The organism is Candidatus Aegiribacteria sp. (assembly GCA_021108435.1).
GTDB lineage: Bacteria > Fermentibacterota > Fermentibacteria > Fermentibacterales > JCC-6 > Aegiribacteria.
Genome location: JAIOQY010000189.1, coordinates 1 through 16,690, shown reverse-complemented (window position 1 = coordinate 16,690; position 16,690 = coordinate 1). Strand labels below are relative to the sequence as shown.

Annotated in this window: 16 protein-coding genes; 2 read left to right on the top strand and 14 right to left on the bottom strand. The window is 46.5% G+C overall.

Annotated features, from left to right (window positions below; genetic code table 11):
* Window positions 1-184, top strand: a 184-nt coding sequence (locus K8R76_11325) for a hypothetical protein (GenBank protein ID MCD4848764.1), incomplete at its 5' end; no start/stop codon positions are given.
* Window positions 185-203: 19 nt separating this feature from the next.
* Here the strand turns inward: K8R76_11325 and K8R76_11320 are convergent.
* From K8R76_11320 to pyrF, 11 genes are all read right to left on the bottom strand, one after another.
* A complete protein-coding gene (locus tag K8R76_11320; GenBank protein ID MCD4848763.1) occupies window positions 204-1,082 on the bottom strand; it encodes a flippase-like domain-containing protein in 879 nt (292 codons plus the stop codon).
* Between the two features lie 40 nt (window positions 1,083-1,122).
* Entirely contained in the window at window positions 1,123-1,932 is an 810-nt protein-coding gene (locus K8R76_11315; GenBank protein MCD4848762.1) for a hypothetical protein, read from the bottom strand.
* On the bottom strand, window positions 1,932-2,210 hold the full coding sequence (locus K8R76_11310) for a hypothetical protein (protein MCD4848761.1): 279 nt from the start codon (window positions 2,208-2,210) through the stop codon (window positions 1,932-1,934). The genes K8R76_11315 and K8R76_11310 overlap by 1 nt, the downstream gene beginning before the upstream one ends.
* Window positions 2,188-4,128, bottom strand: a complete 1,941-nt coding sequence (locus tag K8R76_11305) for a PBP1A family penicillin-binding protein (protein ID MCD4848760.1) — start codon at window positions 4,126-4,128, stop codon at window positions 2,188-2,190. The genes K8R76_11310 and K8R76_11305 overlap by 23 nt, the downstream gene beginning before the upstream one ends.
* A gap of 7 nt (window positions 4,129-4,135) precedes the next feature.
* Window positions 4,136-5,512, bottom strand: a complete 1,377-nt coding sequence (locus tag K8R76_11300) for a hypothetical protein (protein MCD4848759.1) — start codon at window positions 5,510-5,512, stop codon at window positions 4,136-4,138.
* A complete protein-coding gene (locus tag K8R76_11295) occupies window positions 5,509-7,221 on the bottom strand; it encodes a GspE/PulE family protein (GenBank protein ID MCD4848758.1) in 1,713 nt (570 codons plus the stop codon). Before K8R76_11295 ends, K8R76_11300 begins: the two co-directional genes overlap by 4 nt.
* Window positions 7,218-8,504, bottom strand: a complete 1,287-nt coding sequence (locus tag K8R76_11290) for a thymidine phosphorylase (protein ID MCD4848757.1) — start codon at window positions 8,502-8,504, stop codon at window positions 7,218-7,220. The genes K8R76_11295 and K8R76_11290 overlap by 4 nt, the downstream gene beginning before the upstream one ends.
* Window position 8,505: 1 nt before the next feature.
* Window positions 8,506-9,603 carry a hypothetical protein gene (locus tag K8R76_11285; GenBank protein ID MCD4848756.1) on the bottom strand — a complete coding sequence of 366 codons (1,098 nt, stop codon included), beginning with the start codon at window positions 9,601-9,603 and terminating at the stop codon, window positions 8,506-8,508.
* A 68-nt stretch (window positions 9,604-9,671) separates the two neighbouring features.
* Entirely contained in the window at window positions 9,672-10,190 is a 519-nt protein-coding gene (locus tag K8R76_11280; GenBank protein ID MCD4848755.1) for a transglycosylase domain-containing protein, read from the bottom strand.
* Entirely contained in the window at window positions 10,142-11,602 is a 1,461-nt protein-coding gene (locus K8R76_11275; protein ID MCD4848754.1) for a hypothetical protein, read from the bottom strand. The genes K8R76_11280 and K8R76_11275 overlap by 49 nt, the downstream gene beginning before the upstream one ends.
* Window positions 11,603-11,605: 3 nt before the next feature.
* On the bottom strand, window positions 11,606-12,307 hold the full coding sequence (gene pyrF / locus K8R76_11270; protein ID MCD4848753.1) for an orotidine-5'-phosphate decarboxylase: 702 nt from the start codon (window positions 12,305-12,307) through the stop codon (window positions 11,606-11,608).
* Window positions 12,308-12,770: 463 nt separating this feature from the next.
* Between pyrF and K8R76_11265 the strand changes: the two genes are divergently transcribed.
* Window positions 12,771-13,499, top strand: a complete 729-nt coding sequence (locus K8R76_11265; GenBank protein ID MCD4848752.1) for a methionine biosynthesis protein MetW — start codon at window positions 12,771-12,773, stop codon at window positions 13,497-13,499.
* Here K8R76_11265 and K8R76_11260 read toward each other — a convergent pair.
* The 3 genes from K8R76_11260 to K8R76_11250 all read right to left on the bottom strand — a co-directional run bounded on the left by K8R76_11260 (window position 13,496) and on the right by K8R76_11250 (window position 16,611).
* Entirely contained in the window at window positions 13,496-13,900 is a 405-nt protein-coding gene (locus K8R76_11260; GenBank protein ID MCD4848751.1) for a septal ring lytic transglycosylase RlpA family protein, read from the bottom strand. The two genes, K8R76_11265 and K8R76_11260, sit on opposite strands and share 4 nt — an antisense overlap.
* Window positions 13,897-14,775: a dihydroorotate dehydrogenase gene (locus K8R76_11255; GenBank protein MCD4848750.1), complete on the bottom strand. Its 879-nt coding sequence runs from the start codon at window positions 14,773-14,775 to the stop codon at window positions 13,897-13,899. The genes K8R76_11260 and K8R76_11255 overlap by 4 nt, the downstream gene beginning before the upstream one ends.
* A gap of 396 nt (window positions 14,776-15,171) precedes the next feature.
* A complete protein-coding gene (locus tag K8R76_11250; GenBank protein ID MCD4848749.1) occupies window positions 15,172-16,611 on the bottom strand; it encodes a T9SS type A sorting domain-containing protein in 1,440 nt (479 codons plus the stop codon).
* Window positions 16,612-16,690 lie beyond the last annotated feature (79 nt).

Sequence of the window (16,690 nt, the reverse complement as noted above, 5' to 3'; positions counted from 1 at the left end):
AGTGATTGAAGTGTTAAACAGAGATGACAGTGGTAGAGAAAATATTGTTGAAAAACTGAAGACCGGACAGAAGAAGCCAACTCTTTTGAATATAAAACACCTTAAAGGCTGGAAAAAAATCTCATGGGCATACGCTCTGCTCTGGCTTGTTCTTACCGGTCAGCATCCGCTGAGGAGAAATTAATCAGTCTAAAATGTCGTGTTTAACGGTGGGTGGCACTGAGGACGATTGCGCCAAGCAGTACGGCAAACCAGAGGGTGGCGAACCGCATGATAATGGTGGTTACGGCAGCATCAACTTCCGGCATCGCGCTGATAAGAATCGCGCCAATGGTTATTTCGGTCAGACCAAGTCCACCTGGAATCATCGACACCGCGCCGGCGATAGTACCAGCTGAGTGAGCCAGCAGGGCAAGTCCCACTGAAAGCCCCGGTTCAATACCCAGTGACATTGAAACAAGACAGAGCACCATTGCTTCAGCACCCCATGAAAGGATCCCAAGCGGAACAGATATCATCAGGCTTCTAAGGTCGAGAAGCGCTGTGCAGTTCTCATGAAATCTCTCAAAGCTATCGCGGTGTCTGCTAACAGGCTTAATTCTGCATAGCAGGTTTGTGAGAAAACTGAATGCGCTCTTCCAGAGAAGGAATATCATTATCGAAAGCACAAACACAATTCCGGCACCTATGGCAATCATCGCTCCTTTATGTTCAACGAGAAAAAGCCCGATTATTGCGATTAGTATCATGCTTATCAGGTCGGTAACACGTTCAGCAACCACAACCGGTGAAGTTCTTGAAACTGGAATGTCCTTTCGCTCTTTCAGAAGGTAGCATTTCAGCAGTTCACCAAGCTTGCCGGGAGATACTGTCATGGAGAAACCCGCAACAAATACAGACATGCTTTCCAGACGCGGGATATGAACATCCACTCTTTTAAGGAAGTATTGCCATTTGAAGAATCTCAGTGTGTAATTAACCAGCGACAGGGAAAGAATAAGCGGTATCCAGTAGAAGGAGATCCTGGATACTGCATCTATAACCCTGCTGACATCAGATAAGAGTACTATCGCGGTATACACCGCTATAGCAAGGATCAGTGACCAGACAGTTTTTTTCAGATCAGATTACCCCGGTGCCGGGAGCCTTATCCGAAACAAGGTGGTTCAATTCTTCCACAAGTTTCTCAGTTCCGGGGATGTCATTGATAAGTTTAAGAGCCTTGGATGCCAACTGTGAAGCTTCAACCTTCTCACCCTGCATTGTGCATGCTCTTGAAGCAATTGCCAGTGCGTTAGCTTTGCTGGTATTCAGAAGAACGCTGCCTGATGGAATGAGTTCGAATGCTGTCATGGCCTGGACTCGCGCATCAACTGGCTGCTTCTTCTTGAGATAAAGCATGGCAAGGTTTACGTGAATTCCGCTTCTGCTTGGACCTTCCCGAAGTTCAAGAGCCTGTTTCAGAAGGTCCTCCGCTTCGTCCAGCCGAGAGTCTGATTCAATCAGCATTCCTGCGATGTTAATATACATTGTCGGCTTAAGTGATTCATCCCGCTCAATAGCGCTTCTGTAAAACTCTTCAGCCCTGTCGAGTTCTTTCCTGCCGCCGGCGACATATCCGAGCTGAGCCAGGGCCATTCCGCTTTTATCACCTTTTTCCATCGCGCAGGTTATGGTAGCTTCCGCATCATCATAATTCCCCGATCGTATATGAAAATAGATCAGAGCGTTAGTCAGAGGATCGGAAACACGTTTACTGTTCATATTTCGATTTAGATATCTGATCATTTCGTCTGTTTTTCCACTTGCGGCAAGTTTGGCTGCTTTCCGAAGCTGGATCTGCTTCCAGGTACCTGATCTGATAAGACGCCAGGCCAGGAATAGAACTATCAGAATTAGAAACGCTATAATTGTAAACCATACTGGGGGCATTAGTTTTCTCCATGATCTGTGTAATTCATATCGTATTCAGTGAAATCCGGCAGAGTCGTATCAGGGAGAAATGCTCCGCCTGAGATATCGTGAAGAGTGCAGTAATACTGTGGTGCTGTTCCCTTCCAGAACTCTTCCTCTCTGGTATTTTCTCCGCAGTATTCCAAGGCCAGCTTACCTGTAATTGTGCATATCACAGCCGTTTCGACAGTGTTCTCCGAAGGACCGGGAAAAGACAGCGTTCCGTCAACCGGATTATCTCTGAAAACATTCTTCATGAAACGGGTCCCTTCCGGATTGCCCTCTGTTATTCTGCAGCCTCATCCTCACAATATGGTTATCGTATCCCACCCACACGCTCGTGACAAGATCAGGTGTAAATCCCACAAACCATGCATCAGCGTAATCACTGGTAGTTCCGGTTTTCCCGCCGGCCTGTCTACCCGAATAAGGTCCTCCCCAGTACCACCTGCTTCCTGTTCCGGTTCCCTCACGAAGTACAGACCGCAGAATTGAACTGATCAGGTATGCGCCTGTTTCAGACAGTACTCTTCTGCCTGCTGAAGGCGTCTCGTTATCTTCAAGGACATTACCATATCTGTCTTCAACTCTGAGTATAGCTACAGCATCCCTTGCGATTCCTCCGGTGGCAAAGGGAATGTATGCCTGTGCCATTTCCAGTGGATTAACCATGCAGCTGCCAAGAGGCAGTGAATTCACAACTGGAATTCTTGAAACGATTCCCATCGCTCTTGCTCTTGCTGCGACAGCCTCTACTCCCACGGCCATTCCAAGACGAACAGCGGAAACATTAAAAGACCGGGCAAGCGCTGTTCGAAGCGTAACCATACCATGAAAAGTATGGTCATAATTCCTGGGTCGCCAGGATCCCGGGGACAATTCAACAACAACAGGCTGGTCAAGAATAGTGCTTCCCGGAGACCATCCCTGCTCGATGGCTTCAGCGTAAACGAACGGTTTGAAAGCGCTGCCAGGCTGACGGCGGGCCTGGACTGCACGGTTGAATTCACTGTCACGGAAATCTCTCCCGCCAACCATCGCCTTCACAAATCCTGTTTGTGGATCAACAGCGACAATTGCTCCCTGGATATAATCAGGAGCTCCCGAAGTAGAATCCTGTACAGCCTGCCAGTGAGCATATGAGCTTTCGAACCTGAGACGTTCTCCAGTATTCATGAACTCTCCTGAGGCAGAATCCCATACCGGCTCCATTGAGGTCAGAACGCTGTCAAGAGCCTGTTCAGCAAGTATCTGCATGTCAGGATCGAGTGTTGTATGAACTCGGAGCCCCTGTTCGTAGACAGCAGACCATCCGTATCGGTTAACGAGATATTTTCTGATATACTCGGAGAAATAAGACCATTCCTGTTCCACTTCAGGGCGATGGATATTAACGGTTAAAGAAGTTGAAATGGCATCTTCCGCCTGATCCGAGGTTATGTATCCTTCGCTGGCCATGACTCGCAGGGCAATATTTCTCTGATGAAGACACCTGTCTGGATTTCGAAGTGGATTGAATCCACTGGGATTCTTGACCATCCGCACCAGCATGGCGGACTGTGCAAGTGACAGTTCAGCCGATGTAGTCCCACCAAAATAGGTTCTCGCGGCGGCTTCTATTCCATAAGCCCCGGATCCGAAATAGATCTGATTGAGGTACATTTCCAGGATCTCGTTCTTTTCAAATTGTCGTTCAATCTCCATTGCGATGAACGCTTCCTGGATCTTTCTCTGTATCGTCTGATCAGGAACAAGAAACAGCCCTCTTGAAAGCTGCTGTGTAATTGTACTCGCGCCCTGGCGAGAACCGGTTGTGGTATTAACCCAGGCGGCTCTGATAATTCCTCTGAGGCTGATACCGCTATGCTCGTAAAATGATCTGTCTTCAGTGGCGATGAAACCGTTTATCACCCAGGGTGAAACTTCTTCCAGTAAAACCGGGTACCTGTTCTCAACACACGCGGTAGCCATAAGATCATTTCTACTGTCGTATATCTGAGTTGCAGCGGCAGGCTCATGCCCCCTGAGTCCGGCGACAAGAAGATTACCTCGAGCATCGCCAAAGGCGGAGCTGCAATCTCCATAAACCCGGAGCGCAAATCCGGTACTGAAGAAAATACCAATAATAACAGCCAGAGATAGCCAGTAGAGAACAGCTATCAGTTTCTTATTCATTCCTTTTTCATTCCTCCAGATCGATAGTATCATCAAAGGAACTCATTCTTCTGAAAAGGGGCTCCCCGGAATCATTGTAACTGAGGAAATAGGTGTATCTGCCGTCATTGCCCGTAAAGGTTATCTCGCGGCACCCATACCTGCCTGAAGGCTGAGACACAAATTCGGGATGATAATCACTTTCATAGTTCTCGTATGTTCTCCAGACAAGTCGATAACCGGATGGTATGCCCTGGAAAAGGAACAGGTTCCCGGCCCAGTAGATTACTCGCTCCGGATCATTATCACCGTTCATTTCAACGGCAAGAGCTCTCCATATTGATAGACCTACTTCGTTTTCCAATTTCTGTTCCCGCTGATGAGGGTCCAGATCAATAATAACCTGTGCCAGCGGTTCATTTATTCCCGATGTAAGCACAACCCGATAGGTTCGGGAGAGTGAGTCACGGGCTTCGACGATGTTACTGACCGAAAGGAAGAAATCCCGGAAACCAGCCAGCCGCTCAACTTCCTGCTCTATATCCGGTTCAATCCAGACTCCTGTTGAATAGAAATCCTGAAGCGATTCATGACGAGTTCTCAGAACGAACTTTGAGATGTAAGACATCTCTCTCCAGATGTTTACAAGTATCGAGAGATCAGCGGGGATATCAATGAACCGAGTTTCAGCTCTATCCTTGATAATCTGCATCTTCCCTGCTCTTCTGATATTACTTAAGACTAAAAGCGCATAGCTTTCCGGCTGAAGGTCCAGTATGAAATCCTGGAAATCGGTTCCGGACTGAACAGCAGCATTCAGCGATGTATAGCTCTGAATGGAATCTATCAGACAATCATCATATAACATTCTGACAACCCGGAGTTCGGTGCGTACTTCCGGATACTGAAGCACAAGATCGGCTAGCTGCTCAATTGTTAATGAATCTTCCTTCTCCGGAGGCAGCTCAATACCAAAACCATCGATTAACCATCTGTCATCGGTCAGAAGGAAATCAATCCGATTTATCGCCGGTTTTTCCATTCTTCTTATAGTACAATAGTAAGATGTCCGTATTTCACCGGGACTCTCCTGAATTGAAGTAAGGCGGCCACCAGCGTCAAAAGCCCTCCATCTCCCGAAAATCTGCTGGGGAGACAGGCTGTCAAAGGGGAGAGAATCAGAAAAACCCTCTGAAAGAAGTTCAAAACACGATGGATCATTCATTCCAAGCATGTTTGTGAATTTCAGCGCCACTTCCATGGGAGCATCCGGTAACACTATTATGGAATCAGATACATGTCCGATTGTGTTTTCAACAGGGACAGTGTCTTCATGAACCGGTTCTTCACCACAGGAAATGAGAAGACCAGTTGAAATCAGAATTAAAATAGCAAACGCTTTCATTCAACCCCCAATGTAATCTTCAACATCTCTTCCGGTGTAGTAATACCAAGTCGGACCTGGGAAAGAACGTTTTCATGAAGTGTGGACATTCCCTGGTTAACTGCGATTCTTTTGATATCATCTATCGTTGCCATTCCTGCTATTGCCGACCGTATTTCTTCAGTCATCTCGAGTACTTCGAATACAGCCAGGCGTCCATGGTATCCGGTACCGCGACAATTCCGGCAGCCTTTGCCTCGTTTTAGATTAGTACCACTCTCCAGACCAATTGATTCCCTTGTCAGCTTTGAAGGTGTGTATTCCTCAGAGCATTTATCACAAATTTTCCGAACAAGCCTTTGAGCAATTACCGCGACAAGTGTTGTTGAAAGAAGATACGGTTCTACACCCATATCAATCAGCCTGATGGCAGCTGAAATCGAATCATTTGTATGGAGAGTGCTTAGAACCAGGTGACCGGTAAGCGCACAGCGGATTGCGCTCTGGACTGTTTCTTTGTCGCGTATTTCCCCGACCATGATAATGTCAGGATCCTGCCTGAGAATGTATTTCAAAGCAGTAGAAAAAGTCAGATCAATTGCAGGTTGAACTGAAATCTGATTGAACTCGTTTGTAACGAATTCAATTGGATCCTCTATTGTAGTTATGTTCTTCTCTTTTGTGGCAAGTGTTATCAGTGAGGAATAAAGAGTAGTTGTTTTTCCACTTCCCGTAGGTCCGGTAACAAGAATCAGTCCGTTTGGTCTTTCAATGGATTTTCTATATCTGACCAGATCGGTCTCCGTGAAGCCAAGAAGCGATAGATCCTGCATCAGCATTGCCGGATCGAGGATTCTCAGTACTACTTTCTCACCGAAAGCCACAGGAACTGTTGATGCTCTTATTTCAACCGGTTTCCCCTCGAAATGGGTTCTGATTCTGCCGTCCTGAGGTCTTCTTTTATCGGCGATATTCAGTCCGGCAATCATTTTAATTCTGGAAAGAATTGGCAGATGCAGTTTCTTCGGGATTTTGTAGATGTCGTGCAGAACTCCGTCAATCCGGAGTCTGACTACTGTACCCTCTCTGTGCGGTTCAAGATGTATATCGCTGGCGCGTTCCTCGAAAGCATAGTGAAGAAGATGATTGACAGCGTTAACAATCGGGCTGTCAGTCGGCTCCACTTTCTTTGAAGTCTCACTGGAAACGTATCTTTCGAGATTGCCGAGATCAATACCGTCTTTTGAATCCATCTCTTTGACAGCGGCTGTTATCGAACCGTGCAATCCGTAAAACTGCCGAATCACTCTTGCTATTTCGGATGGTCTTCCAACGTGGAGTTCAATATCGCGGCCAAGCTGATGAACAAGATCTTCAAGAGGTCTTGGATTTGTCAGATTGCTTGTCGCAACCATTAATACGTTGTCGTATTCTCCGAAAACAACAAGATGATGCTTCTGAGCATATGCTCCCGGAAGAAGTTCGGTTACTACCTGATAATCAAGCTCAAGCGGATCGAGAACCTTATATGGCAATCCGAGCATTCCTGCCAGGAAAGTATAAAGTGATTCTTCAGGAACAAGACCCCGCTCAACGAGGATTTTAAGTGTATTCTCATCAGTAACATCATCGTATCTGGCAAAACGTTTCAGTCCGTTTTCGGATAGAATTCCAGCTTCATTAAGTATCTTTGGCAGAGTATTCAGGTCCAGATTCGGCAGTATATTCATATCACTTTCCTGATAAGGGGTTGAACTGGCTGATCCCAGATAAATGCTTCGATTATAGAAATGGATGCATCATATGCGGATTCCTGATCTTCAGCGTGAATTAATCCGATAGCCTCTCCATTCCTGATATCAATTCCGCCTGGAATGATCTGTTCCCACCCAACACTCGGATTAATCTTCTGATCAATACTGTATCTGCCGCCACCAAGACCGCGCACAACCTCACCCAGCACCAGAGCATCGACACCATTCCAGAAACCTGATCGTCCGGCAGCAATCTCAAATATTACCGGAGCTTCCGGAAGCAATTCAAAAGCACTGATATCTCCCCCCTGTGCTTCAACCATGAGAATAAATCTGGCAAATGCATTTCCATTGTCAAGAATTCTCCCGCAGTATTCAACAGCATCCGCTAATTCAGAATATTTTTCCGGATTCGCCTGGAGAAGCATGGAAGCGACAAGACGAATTGATAATTCACGAATATCCTGAGGTCCCTCTCCTCTGAGAACTTCAAGAGCTTCCTGAACCTCCAGAGCATTACCGGTTTTCAAACCGAGCGGTAAGTCCATTCCTGTGAGAAATGCTTCGACTCGTACACCAGCCTCCTTCGCGATATCTATAAGAGCCAGTGCAAGTTCTGTTCCCTGCTCCTCGGTTTTCATGAAGGCTCCATTTCCAATCTTGATATCAAAGACCAGAATGTCCGTATTCTCAGCAAGTTTTTTGCTGAGTATACTGGCGCATATAAGTGGAATAGATGTAACTGTAGCGGTTGCATCTCTCAAAGCGTAAAGTCTTCTATCTGCTGGAGCCAGGTCTTCCGATTGACCTGTCATTGCTACTCCGTTCTCCTCTACCAGTTTCATGAACCGACCTATTTGAATATTAACATTCATTCCGGGAATTGACTCAAGTTTGTCAAGCGTTCCGCCTGTATGACCCAGGCTTCTTCCGCTTATCATGGGTATCCTCAAACCTGCGGCTGCAGCAAGAGGCGCAAGGACAAGAGAAATCTTGTCACCGACTCCTCCTGTGCTGTGTTTATCGGCAAGCGGGAGACCATCTTCCCATTGAAGAACTTTTCCACTATCCCTCATTGCAAGGGTGAGAGATATGGTTTCAGCCGTGGAAAGACCTTTCAGATATGCAGCCATTAACCATGCGGAAACCTGATAATCGGGAATTTCCCCTGAAGCAACAGAAGAGGTAAAGTCGTAAAGATCCTGCCGCGTTACTTCTCTGCCGTCTCTTGTGGCAGAGATTAAATCTATGATCTGCATGCTATTTCTTCCAGATAACCCGCACAAGCATTATGAAGGCAATGACAAGAGCAGCAATTCCGCCAATCATCATCCATTGAGCGTCCTGCCTCTGAAAAATAAGAGCCGCCGCTCCAGCTGCGCCAAATACAATGGCAAGAATCAGGAATAGAAGGAGAGATCTGTCTTCCAGATGATAGACTTCGATAAAGTCGCTGACGGACATGGTTCCGCCAGGTAGCCCCGGATGTTGTATTTCATCAAAACTGTGTATCCGTTTCCGCTTCAGAAGTGACAGGACATCACTCGGTTCTTCAAAAACGTAATCCTCACCATAGGTCGTTCGAATCCTGTATGGAATCTCTTCATCCTTATCAGTTTCTTCTAAAATCTCAAAAGTATTATCCTGATTCTCGGTACTTTCGGACGAAAGTAGTTCTCCTGACTCATCGGTCTCCGCGTCCGATGAAGATTCAGGAACCAATCCTGATTCTGGTGGTTCAAACTCTTTTTCTGTAACAGCAGGAATGTCACTTTCAGCTGATTCCACTGCAGCATCAGGCCAGAGTTTTTTCTCACAATATCCGCACTCAAGGAGAGGCTGCCAATCTTCACCGGGAAGTGATACTTCTGCTTCTACAGGAATCCGGGATTCCCTGATCCATCTTCTGAGAGTATCGATATTTCCCGGAAGGAATGTCCTCCCATCAAACCGGAGGCGGACCTGAGCTTCTTCCGGTTCTTCAGGAAGCAGCTCTCGTAAGTGTGGGGCGAGTTCAGGAGATGCCTTACCCAGAATACCGCCTGGAGGAGTCTTTGGTCCTTCAATCTGAACCTCAGTGGAAAGACGCCCCTCCTTTGCCCATTTTACGATGATATCCCAGTCAGGAGCGATGTACGTATTACTCCCCATTTTTATCTTCCACCAGTTATCAGGATCCAGCAGCTTCTCAAGGTCACTGTTCGCAGTAACGGGTATCCATTTTTCAGCACCTGCAACCCTGTAGCTGTCATCCCTGGAAATCCTGTGTTCCTTTGCCCATTTGAAAAATGTCTCTCTGTTGTCAGCTCGATATGTTTTGCCTTCGTGTCTTAATTCGACAGCTTTTTTTACGGCCATATCAACCCCCTGTTATCGAGTTATAGTATTGTTCAAGCGTATACTCATAAGCGTGCTGATTGTCAACGTTAGAGAGCCTCCGGACATGGAATGAAAACTATTGAATCCGCGATCGCATGAACAGCCGAATCAGTATGTATCCAGCCCCGGTTCTCCGATATGTTTATCAGTCTGTCCAGATAAGCTTCCCAGTAATCAGGCACATTGTTGTTCACATGAAATCTATGATACAGAGCCGGACCTGGAAGGATGGACACAAGAAATGCCACCTGTCTTGTGGAAAGCTCCTTCAAATCGGCACTGAAGTAATGCCTTGCGGCGTCCTGAAACCCAAAAACGTCCGGTCCAAGTTCAACGATGTTCGCATATATTTCAAGTATTCTGTTCTTCGACAGATAAGTTTCGAGTCTCCATGTCAGAAAGACTTCCTGCAATTTCCTGGCATAAGTCTTTTCTCTTTCCAGAAATAGATTACGAGCAAGCTGCATGGAAATCGTTGAACCCCCTCTAACGAATCTGCCTCTTTCCACATTCGCTCTTATCGAATTTCTGATATGATAAAGACAAAAACCATTGTGTCCGCACATTTGAGGAGACCTTCCAGAGAAGGATGCAGCGAATCAAAAGGCACAAAGCAAGGATTCTCGAGAGTATCAAGATGTATATTTCTTATTCTACCCCAGCTGTCACGCATCAGGCATGATCCTCCCTGCCTGAGATGACCTATCCCGACAGGACTGCCCAGTACTCTTAAACCGGAAACATCGACTGAAGCATGAAAATCAGAATTGTCCGGAATCTCCCAGTCAAGAATGAACATTATGTCGAACGATACATCCCCGCCAAGCCTGAGCCCGCTGAGTCTGCCAAGTAATTCGTCCGGGATGGATTCAATCAGATCTTCGCCGGAAATACCCTCACTCCACAACCTCATCTCAAACCTCGGGTGCTGCTCAAAGCTGCCGGTAATGTCAAAATAGACTGGAACACTCCCGAATATTACTGAACCGGAGTCTATATTTACTTCCCATGAACTCATACATACGGTACTCTGGAATCGTAATCCCGCAATTGTATTGACGGTGTCATCCGAAAGAACGGTTGAATAAATCCTTACGGAATCAAGTCGGGCATCAACTGCGACTCCGATTGTATCACTCTCCACGAATTCAAGAAGAACAGTACCGGAAGGAGTAAAATCAATGTAGATATCACCAAATAGTGATTCAGCCTGAGAAATCAGAAATTCTCTCAGAGTCGAGATATCAGTTGACAGACTAACAAAAGATTTACCGCAGGCGTTATTCATTGAAAACAATATTTTGGCTGGATCACCATTAACTTCAGTGATAACCCCGCTGGCGGACAGTGTATTATTCAAGGTCGCGGTCAGGTTACCCTCCAGTTCAAAACCCTGAAGCATTTCAGGCAGAGCAAACAGTACCCCAGGTATTCGTTTGAACTGAAACCGTTTCACATGAAGGCTGTCGTATTCGAGACCTAACAGAATACTACCGGTCCCCCTGCCCCAATCACTGTCAAGCAGAAATGCTATCGAATCTCCGGGAGCCTTTCCGGAAAATACTCCGGATACAACAGCTGTTTCATCTTCATGAATGATTTCAATATGATTAAATTGACCAGGTGGGCATTCGCTAGTCTCAGGCTGCATTATCGCATCAGTATCTCGCTCAGGCAATCTCCAGGTTCCACCAGCCGCGAGCAGACTGTCGATTTCCGGAGATAACGGAGTACCGCTCCAATAGACAATAAGTTTATTAATCGTCAAACCTCTGCCAAGAAGGACAACTTCATCAAGAATGAGTATCTCCGGAGCAATTCTAACACTTCCGAATGAGGCGGCTTCGTCAAGTTCTCTAAGTGCTTTTAAGGTAATCCGGGCAGATACTGCATCAATCCCAAAGATGATAAATAGAAGCACCGTAACAGAGAAAAAAGCTGTTAAGGCAGCAAACCTCAAACTGAAGAGGCGCTTCAACAATTACCGCTTATCCAGAGCCTGAGCAATCTCATCCAGAATGGATCTTGCCGCCTTTCGCGGGTTATCTGCCTTCGTTACCGGTCTTCCGACAACCAGCGAAGTTGCGCCTGCCAGAATCGCGTCAGTGGGAGTTGCTACTCTTTTTTGATCATTCGAAGGTGCCCCTGAGGGTCTTATTCCCGGTGTTACTATCAGGAAATCAGGTCCGGCGACCTCTCGTACTGCAGCCGCCTCTACCGGAGAACAGACGACACCTGCCAGACCAGCATCTTTCGCAGAGACAGCCATTTTCGTTACCAGTTCCATCGGAGATCCGTTAAATCCGAGAAATGACAGGTCATCACCGGACAGACTCGTAAGCACTGTTACTGCAAGAATCCTGGTATTCCCTTCAGCTGCCTCTGCAGCAGCTTTCATCATTACAGCTCCTCCGGAAGCATGGATATTGATAAGTTCAGGTTTCAATCTGCATGCTGATCTGACCGCTCCGGCCACTGTAAAGGGAATGTCATGGAATTTCAGATCCAGAAACAGCGGGAATCCGGATTCAGATATCTCCCGCACAAGCGGGGGCCCCTCTTTAACAAACAGTTCAAGCCCTACTTTTATACCTACTTGAAGCCCTTTCAGCTTCTCCAGGAAAACTTTTCTGTCCTCCATCTCCCTGCTGGTTACAGCGATGTACAACCTTGTTTCACTCATTTACAACCACCTAAATTTAATGATTCATAAATATAACAGCATGGGGCCGGACGTCACTTGCGGCACTTATCATAAGATGCAGCTTACAAACCTTCTCTCGTTCCGTAATCATCACTGCCAAATATGAAGCGTATCTGACCTTGGTCTGCAGGCGAACAGGGTATTGTGACTACCAATAGGGATCGCCAGAATTTCCAGGAGAAAGCGCCTATATCTTCTGCAATAAATCCAGTAGACAGCGTTAATCCAAATCGTTTATATTTTTATTGGAAATATCATCAAAAAAGCAGTGTTCAAGTGATAAGGAGAAATTTTAACACAATCGCTGATAGCATTGATACAGATATCATAATCTCGTTCCTTCAAGCTAATACTGATGCAAACGGGAGGATTAACCAAAGTAACAAAATTAATGATTTATATCGTATTGACATTATCAATAAAATAACACACGAGGAGTAAAATGGCCGAAGCGAAGAAGCCCGGAGACAGAGGGAGAGGGATCATTCAGGAGGTGTTCGGAAGAATACCCCTTCCTGCTAAGTGCGAATCATTTGATCCAACCTACGATAAGTACTGGGAAAACAGAATATCCGATGATATCTATACTGAACCTGCTCGAAGAAGGGCTGAAGGTATTAAGGATTTTATCAGCAGCGGAGATTCCATTCTTGATGTTGGATGCGGGACAGGTGAGACTCTTGAATACCTCCTGGAAACCCGGAAAATAGAAGGATCAGGATTGGATATTTCAGATACGGCCCTTGAATTTGTATCCTCAAAAGGATTCAACACTCTGAATATCGATCTGTCTGATGAAAATACAGAATTGGATTCAGTTTACGATCATATCATATTGTTCGAGGTTGCTGAACATGTCATTAATACGGAAATATTGATGAAGAAGCTGAAAGGTAAATACAGAAAAGGCTTCTATGTATCAACCCCAAATCTTGGATATATCGCACATCGCTTCAGATTGCTATTCGGGAGATTTCCACTTACTTACATTTCCGACCCCAGGGAGCATGTCCGATACTGGACAGTTAAGGACTTCCTCGATTGGTCAGACTGGCTGGGATTCAAAAGACCTCAGGTTCTAGGACTCAGAGGCAAGATTAAAGTGTTTGGACTTCCAGCAAGATGGCCTTCACTCTGGGCAAGTGAAGTTGTATACAGGTTCACGCCTTAATTTATCACGTTAAGAAGAACATTCGCAATGCCCGATTCGAGCATTCCAAGCTCTTCAGCAGCTGCTTTTGAAAGGTCTATTACTCGTCCGCCAACATACGGACCTCTGTCGTTCACCCTGACTGTTACCTGCCGATTATTATCCAGATTGGTTACTCGAAGTACTGTGTCGAAAGGAAGCGTAAGATGAGCACATGTCATGGCATTCATATCGAATGTTTCACCATTCGCGGTCAGGTTGCCATGAAATCCCGAACCGTAGTAGGAGGCAACACCACGAGCACGGAATCCTGCTACTGCCCCTGAAGCTGAAATACCCCCCGAACGGTAGACCGGAGTGGATATCAATCCACAACCTGACAGAAGAAGAGAAATCAGGATAAGCGAAACTATCAGTTTCAGTCAGAATCACCTTCCATAAGCCGAATGATATCTTTCATGAGTTCATATGCCGCGTTTGGTCTTCTCATGAGCCATGTTCCAACCTGAACCATGGCAGCTCCGGCTGCAAGCAGTTCAAGTATATCCCCGGCACAGCTGACACCGCCAGACGCAAGAACCGGTATTCCAATCGCTTCTCTGGTTATAAATACCCTAGCCACCGTCAATGGAAGCAATGCGGGTGACGAGTAACCGCCAACCTTCCGTTTCAAAAGAGCTTTTCCTGTCTGCCAGTCTATCTTCATGCCGAGAAATGTATTACAGACCGTCACGGCGTCTGCTCCTCCTGCTTCTGCAGCCATTGCTGAATCTGTAATGCTGCCCTCGTTTGGAGTAAGTTTTACACTGAAGGGTCTGGAAGAAACGCTTTTTACAAGGGATGAAATCCTCTCGACAATCTCAGGTGAAGCTCCGAAAGCGACACCTCCGGCAGCAACATTGGGGCAAGATACATTTACTTCATATCCGAAGGGAACCGTAGACTGCTCCAATTTTTCTATGACTGCCGGGAATTCCTCAACAGTTTCACCGGCTACATTTACTATCAAAGGGCATGGCAGGCCTGCTGCCTTTGGGAGGAGTATCTCCAATACTTCATCGACACCGGGATTCGCAAGCCCTATTGAATTGAGCAGGCCGAATCTTGTCTCGACTATTCTTGGCGGCTGGTTCCCTTCACGTGGCTTCAGAGTTGTCGCCTTGGATATGACTGCAGCCGCTCCATCAAGAAAACCCTGTTCCATCAGCTCGAGTCCAAATCCCGCAGTACCGGATGCAAGAAGAATAGGGGAATCGAATTCTCTGTTCCAGAAAGTCCATTTACCCGTTTTATTCATCGGTGAATCCCCTCCCATCGTTCCCAATCGATTGAATCAGCCGGAAGAACATAAGTTATCCCGGAGTCCGCTGACAAGATCGGTTCATTGAATCCTTCATCGTTTCATTCACCGTTTACCCGGAGGCGAGTGACGGATGGTTATTATGTTTATCTGGACGATTACAGACTATGACCGCCAGTTAATCTAAATCTTCAGAAGACAGATGTAGGCTGATCTCCTGAAACAGTCTGAAACATGGATACACTGAAGTGCTCGAAATGCGGCAGTTTACAATTGCCTTCCCCCGGCGGGATAATGACTTTTGTACTACTACAGATGCATCAGTTTCCAGTTATCATGGCATGAAAGTAACTGCAATTCCCCGAATCGCGTATCCAATCAGGAACACAATGGTTACCTGATCCTGATGCAGAGTTCCGTGGTCCGCAAGCCGCAGGCCTCCACCACAACCGTGTAACAGCCTGTGGATAGCGTATTATCAGGTATCCATGCGAAGCTGTGTTCACCACGGGATTGCTGGGAAATCTCCCACGAGTCTACGATATGTCCTGAAAGGTCGTAGACGGAGATATTCACATTCGAAAGATCCTGGAGGTTGTAACGTACCGTAACCAATGATGTAAAGGGATTTGGAAGGCAGCTGCAGGATAAAGCATCACCCTCCGGCAATACCTCGCCTTCAATGTAGGTGCACGGGCCGAATCGAAGCAGCCAGGTGTCACCGGTTGCGGGTTTCATTTGCACAAGGCTGGAAACGAAATACCCACCATCGAACGTGGAACAAATATCAAAAACAGCGACATTGACATATTCCCAATTGTCAATGAGCATGTCCCATATTACATTCCCAAAACTGTCCGTCTTCATAAGAAATATTTCATTGTTATGTCGGTTAAAGGTCCACCCCGTATGTATGTGACCTCCATCAGATGTCTCCAGGAATTCCACGGTCTGCCCAATATCCAGTCGCGAGTCCCAGAGCATGTTACCAATGGCATCCAGCTTGAATACTACCGTATCGTCAGTGCTCATCTCTCCGGTGATTCCTATGAATCCGCCGTCTGCGGTCTCATGTATGTCCCGTACAAACGACAAGCCGAAGCCGAAGTCGAATACCGACTGCCATTCCAGCTCTCCGGCAGAATCCGTTTTCAGTACGCAGCAGACGTAGTTGTAATCTGGAAACATCGTCGATGCTCCAACGATGAATCCGCCGTCCGAGGTCTGGTGTACCGAACGAGCGAAATCATCCTGGTTGATGTCATAAGTGGATTCCCATTCAACGTTGCCAAGGGAATCTGTCTTCAGCAGAAGTACCACATTATCTAACCAATAGCCCTGGCCTCCTGCGAAGATGAATCCACCGTCCAGTGTGTGATCGGAGCCGTAAACAAACTCCCCCTGAACGGGAATTCCGATCAGTTTCTCCCACAGCGCTATGCCTGAATCGTCTGTCATTATTATCCTGATGTCTGTTTCATCATCCGGGTAGGCATAACCTGAAAGAAGGAGGCGGCCGTCCTCAAGGAGTAGGACATCCTCGATACTGGCCCTATTGAAGATGGAAATGTTTGGCTGGTATGTGTGTTCCCAGAGCATGTTGCCCAGTGAATCCGCCTTGAAAAGCCAGAAAGTCCTTTCGGAATAACTATTCCCTATACTACCGCCGATGACTACTCCGCCGTCCTGTGTGGAGACAATACTGTTCGGAGATTCCCATACACCCCTGTCGTAGTACCTGGTCCAGAGAGTGTCCGGCTGGCCGAGGGATACGGAAGTCAGAGTAAGTAGTAAAAAAATGATGAAGGAAATGGAACGTGCTTGATTTAGCATAATATTATTCTCCTTATCCAATAATTTGTATGAAGCGGTAATTACATGAATGTATAAAGGCATAATATTCTTTGTTTAA

What these genes read in the sequence shown, in the direction of transcription:
- pyrF (MCD4848753.1), bottom strand. Translation starts at nt 12,307, where the DNA reads ATGAGTGAAACAAGGTTGTACATCGCTGTAACCAGCAGGGAGATGGAG.
- K8R76_11290 (MCD4848757.1), bottom strand. Translation starts at nt 8,504, where the DNA reads ATGCAGATCATAGATTTAATCTCTGCCACAAGAGACGGCAGAGAAGTA.
- K8R76_11295 (MCD4848758.1), bottom strand. Translation starts at nt 7,221, where the DNA reads ATGAATATACTGCCGAATCTGGACCTGAATACTCTGCCAAAGATACTT.
- K8R76_11255 (MCD4848750.1), bottom strand. Translation starts at nt 14,775, where the DNA reads ATGAATAAAACGGGTAAATGGACTTTCTGGAACAGAGAATTCGATTCC.
- K8R76_11300 (MCD4848759.1), bottom strand. Translation starts at nt 5,512, where the DNA reads ATGAAAGCGTTTGCTATTTTAATTCTGATTTCAACTGGTCTTCTCATT.
- K8R76_11310 (MCD4848761.1), bottom strand. Translation starts at nt 2,210, where the DNA reads ATGAAGAATGTTTTCAGAGATAATCCGGTTGACGGAACGCTGTCTTTT.
- K8R76_11280 (MCD4848755.1), bottom strand. Translation starts at nt 10,190, where the DNA reads ATGTGCGGACACAATGGTTTTTGTCTTTATCATATCAGAAATTCGATA.
- K8R76_11265 (MCD4848752.1), top strand. Translation starts at nt 12,771, where the DNA reads ATGGCCGAAGCGAAGAAGCCCGGAGACAGAGGGAGAGGGATCATTCAG.
- K8R76_11315 (MCD4848762.1), bottom strand. Translation starts at nt 1,932, where the DNA reads ATGCCCCCAGTATGGTTTACAATTATAGCGTTTCTAATTCTGATAGTT.
- K8R76_11250 (MCD4848749.1), bottom strand. Translation starts at nt 16,611, where the DNA reads ATGCTAAATCAAGCACGTTCCATTTCCTTCATCATTTTTTTACTACTT.
- K8R76_11285 (MCD4848756.1), bottom strand. Translation starts at nt 9,603, where the DNA reads ATGGCCGTAAAAAAAGCTGTCGAATTAAGACACGAAGGCAAAACATAT.
- K8R76_11305 (MCD4848760.1), bottom strand. Translation starts at nt 4,128, where the DNA reads ATGAATAAGAAACTGATAGCTGTTCTCTACTGGCTATCTCTGGCTGTT.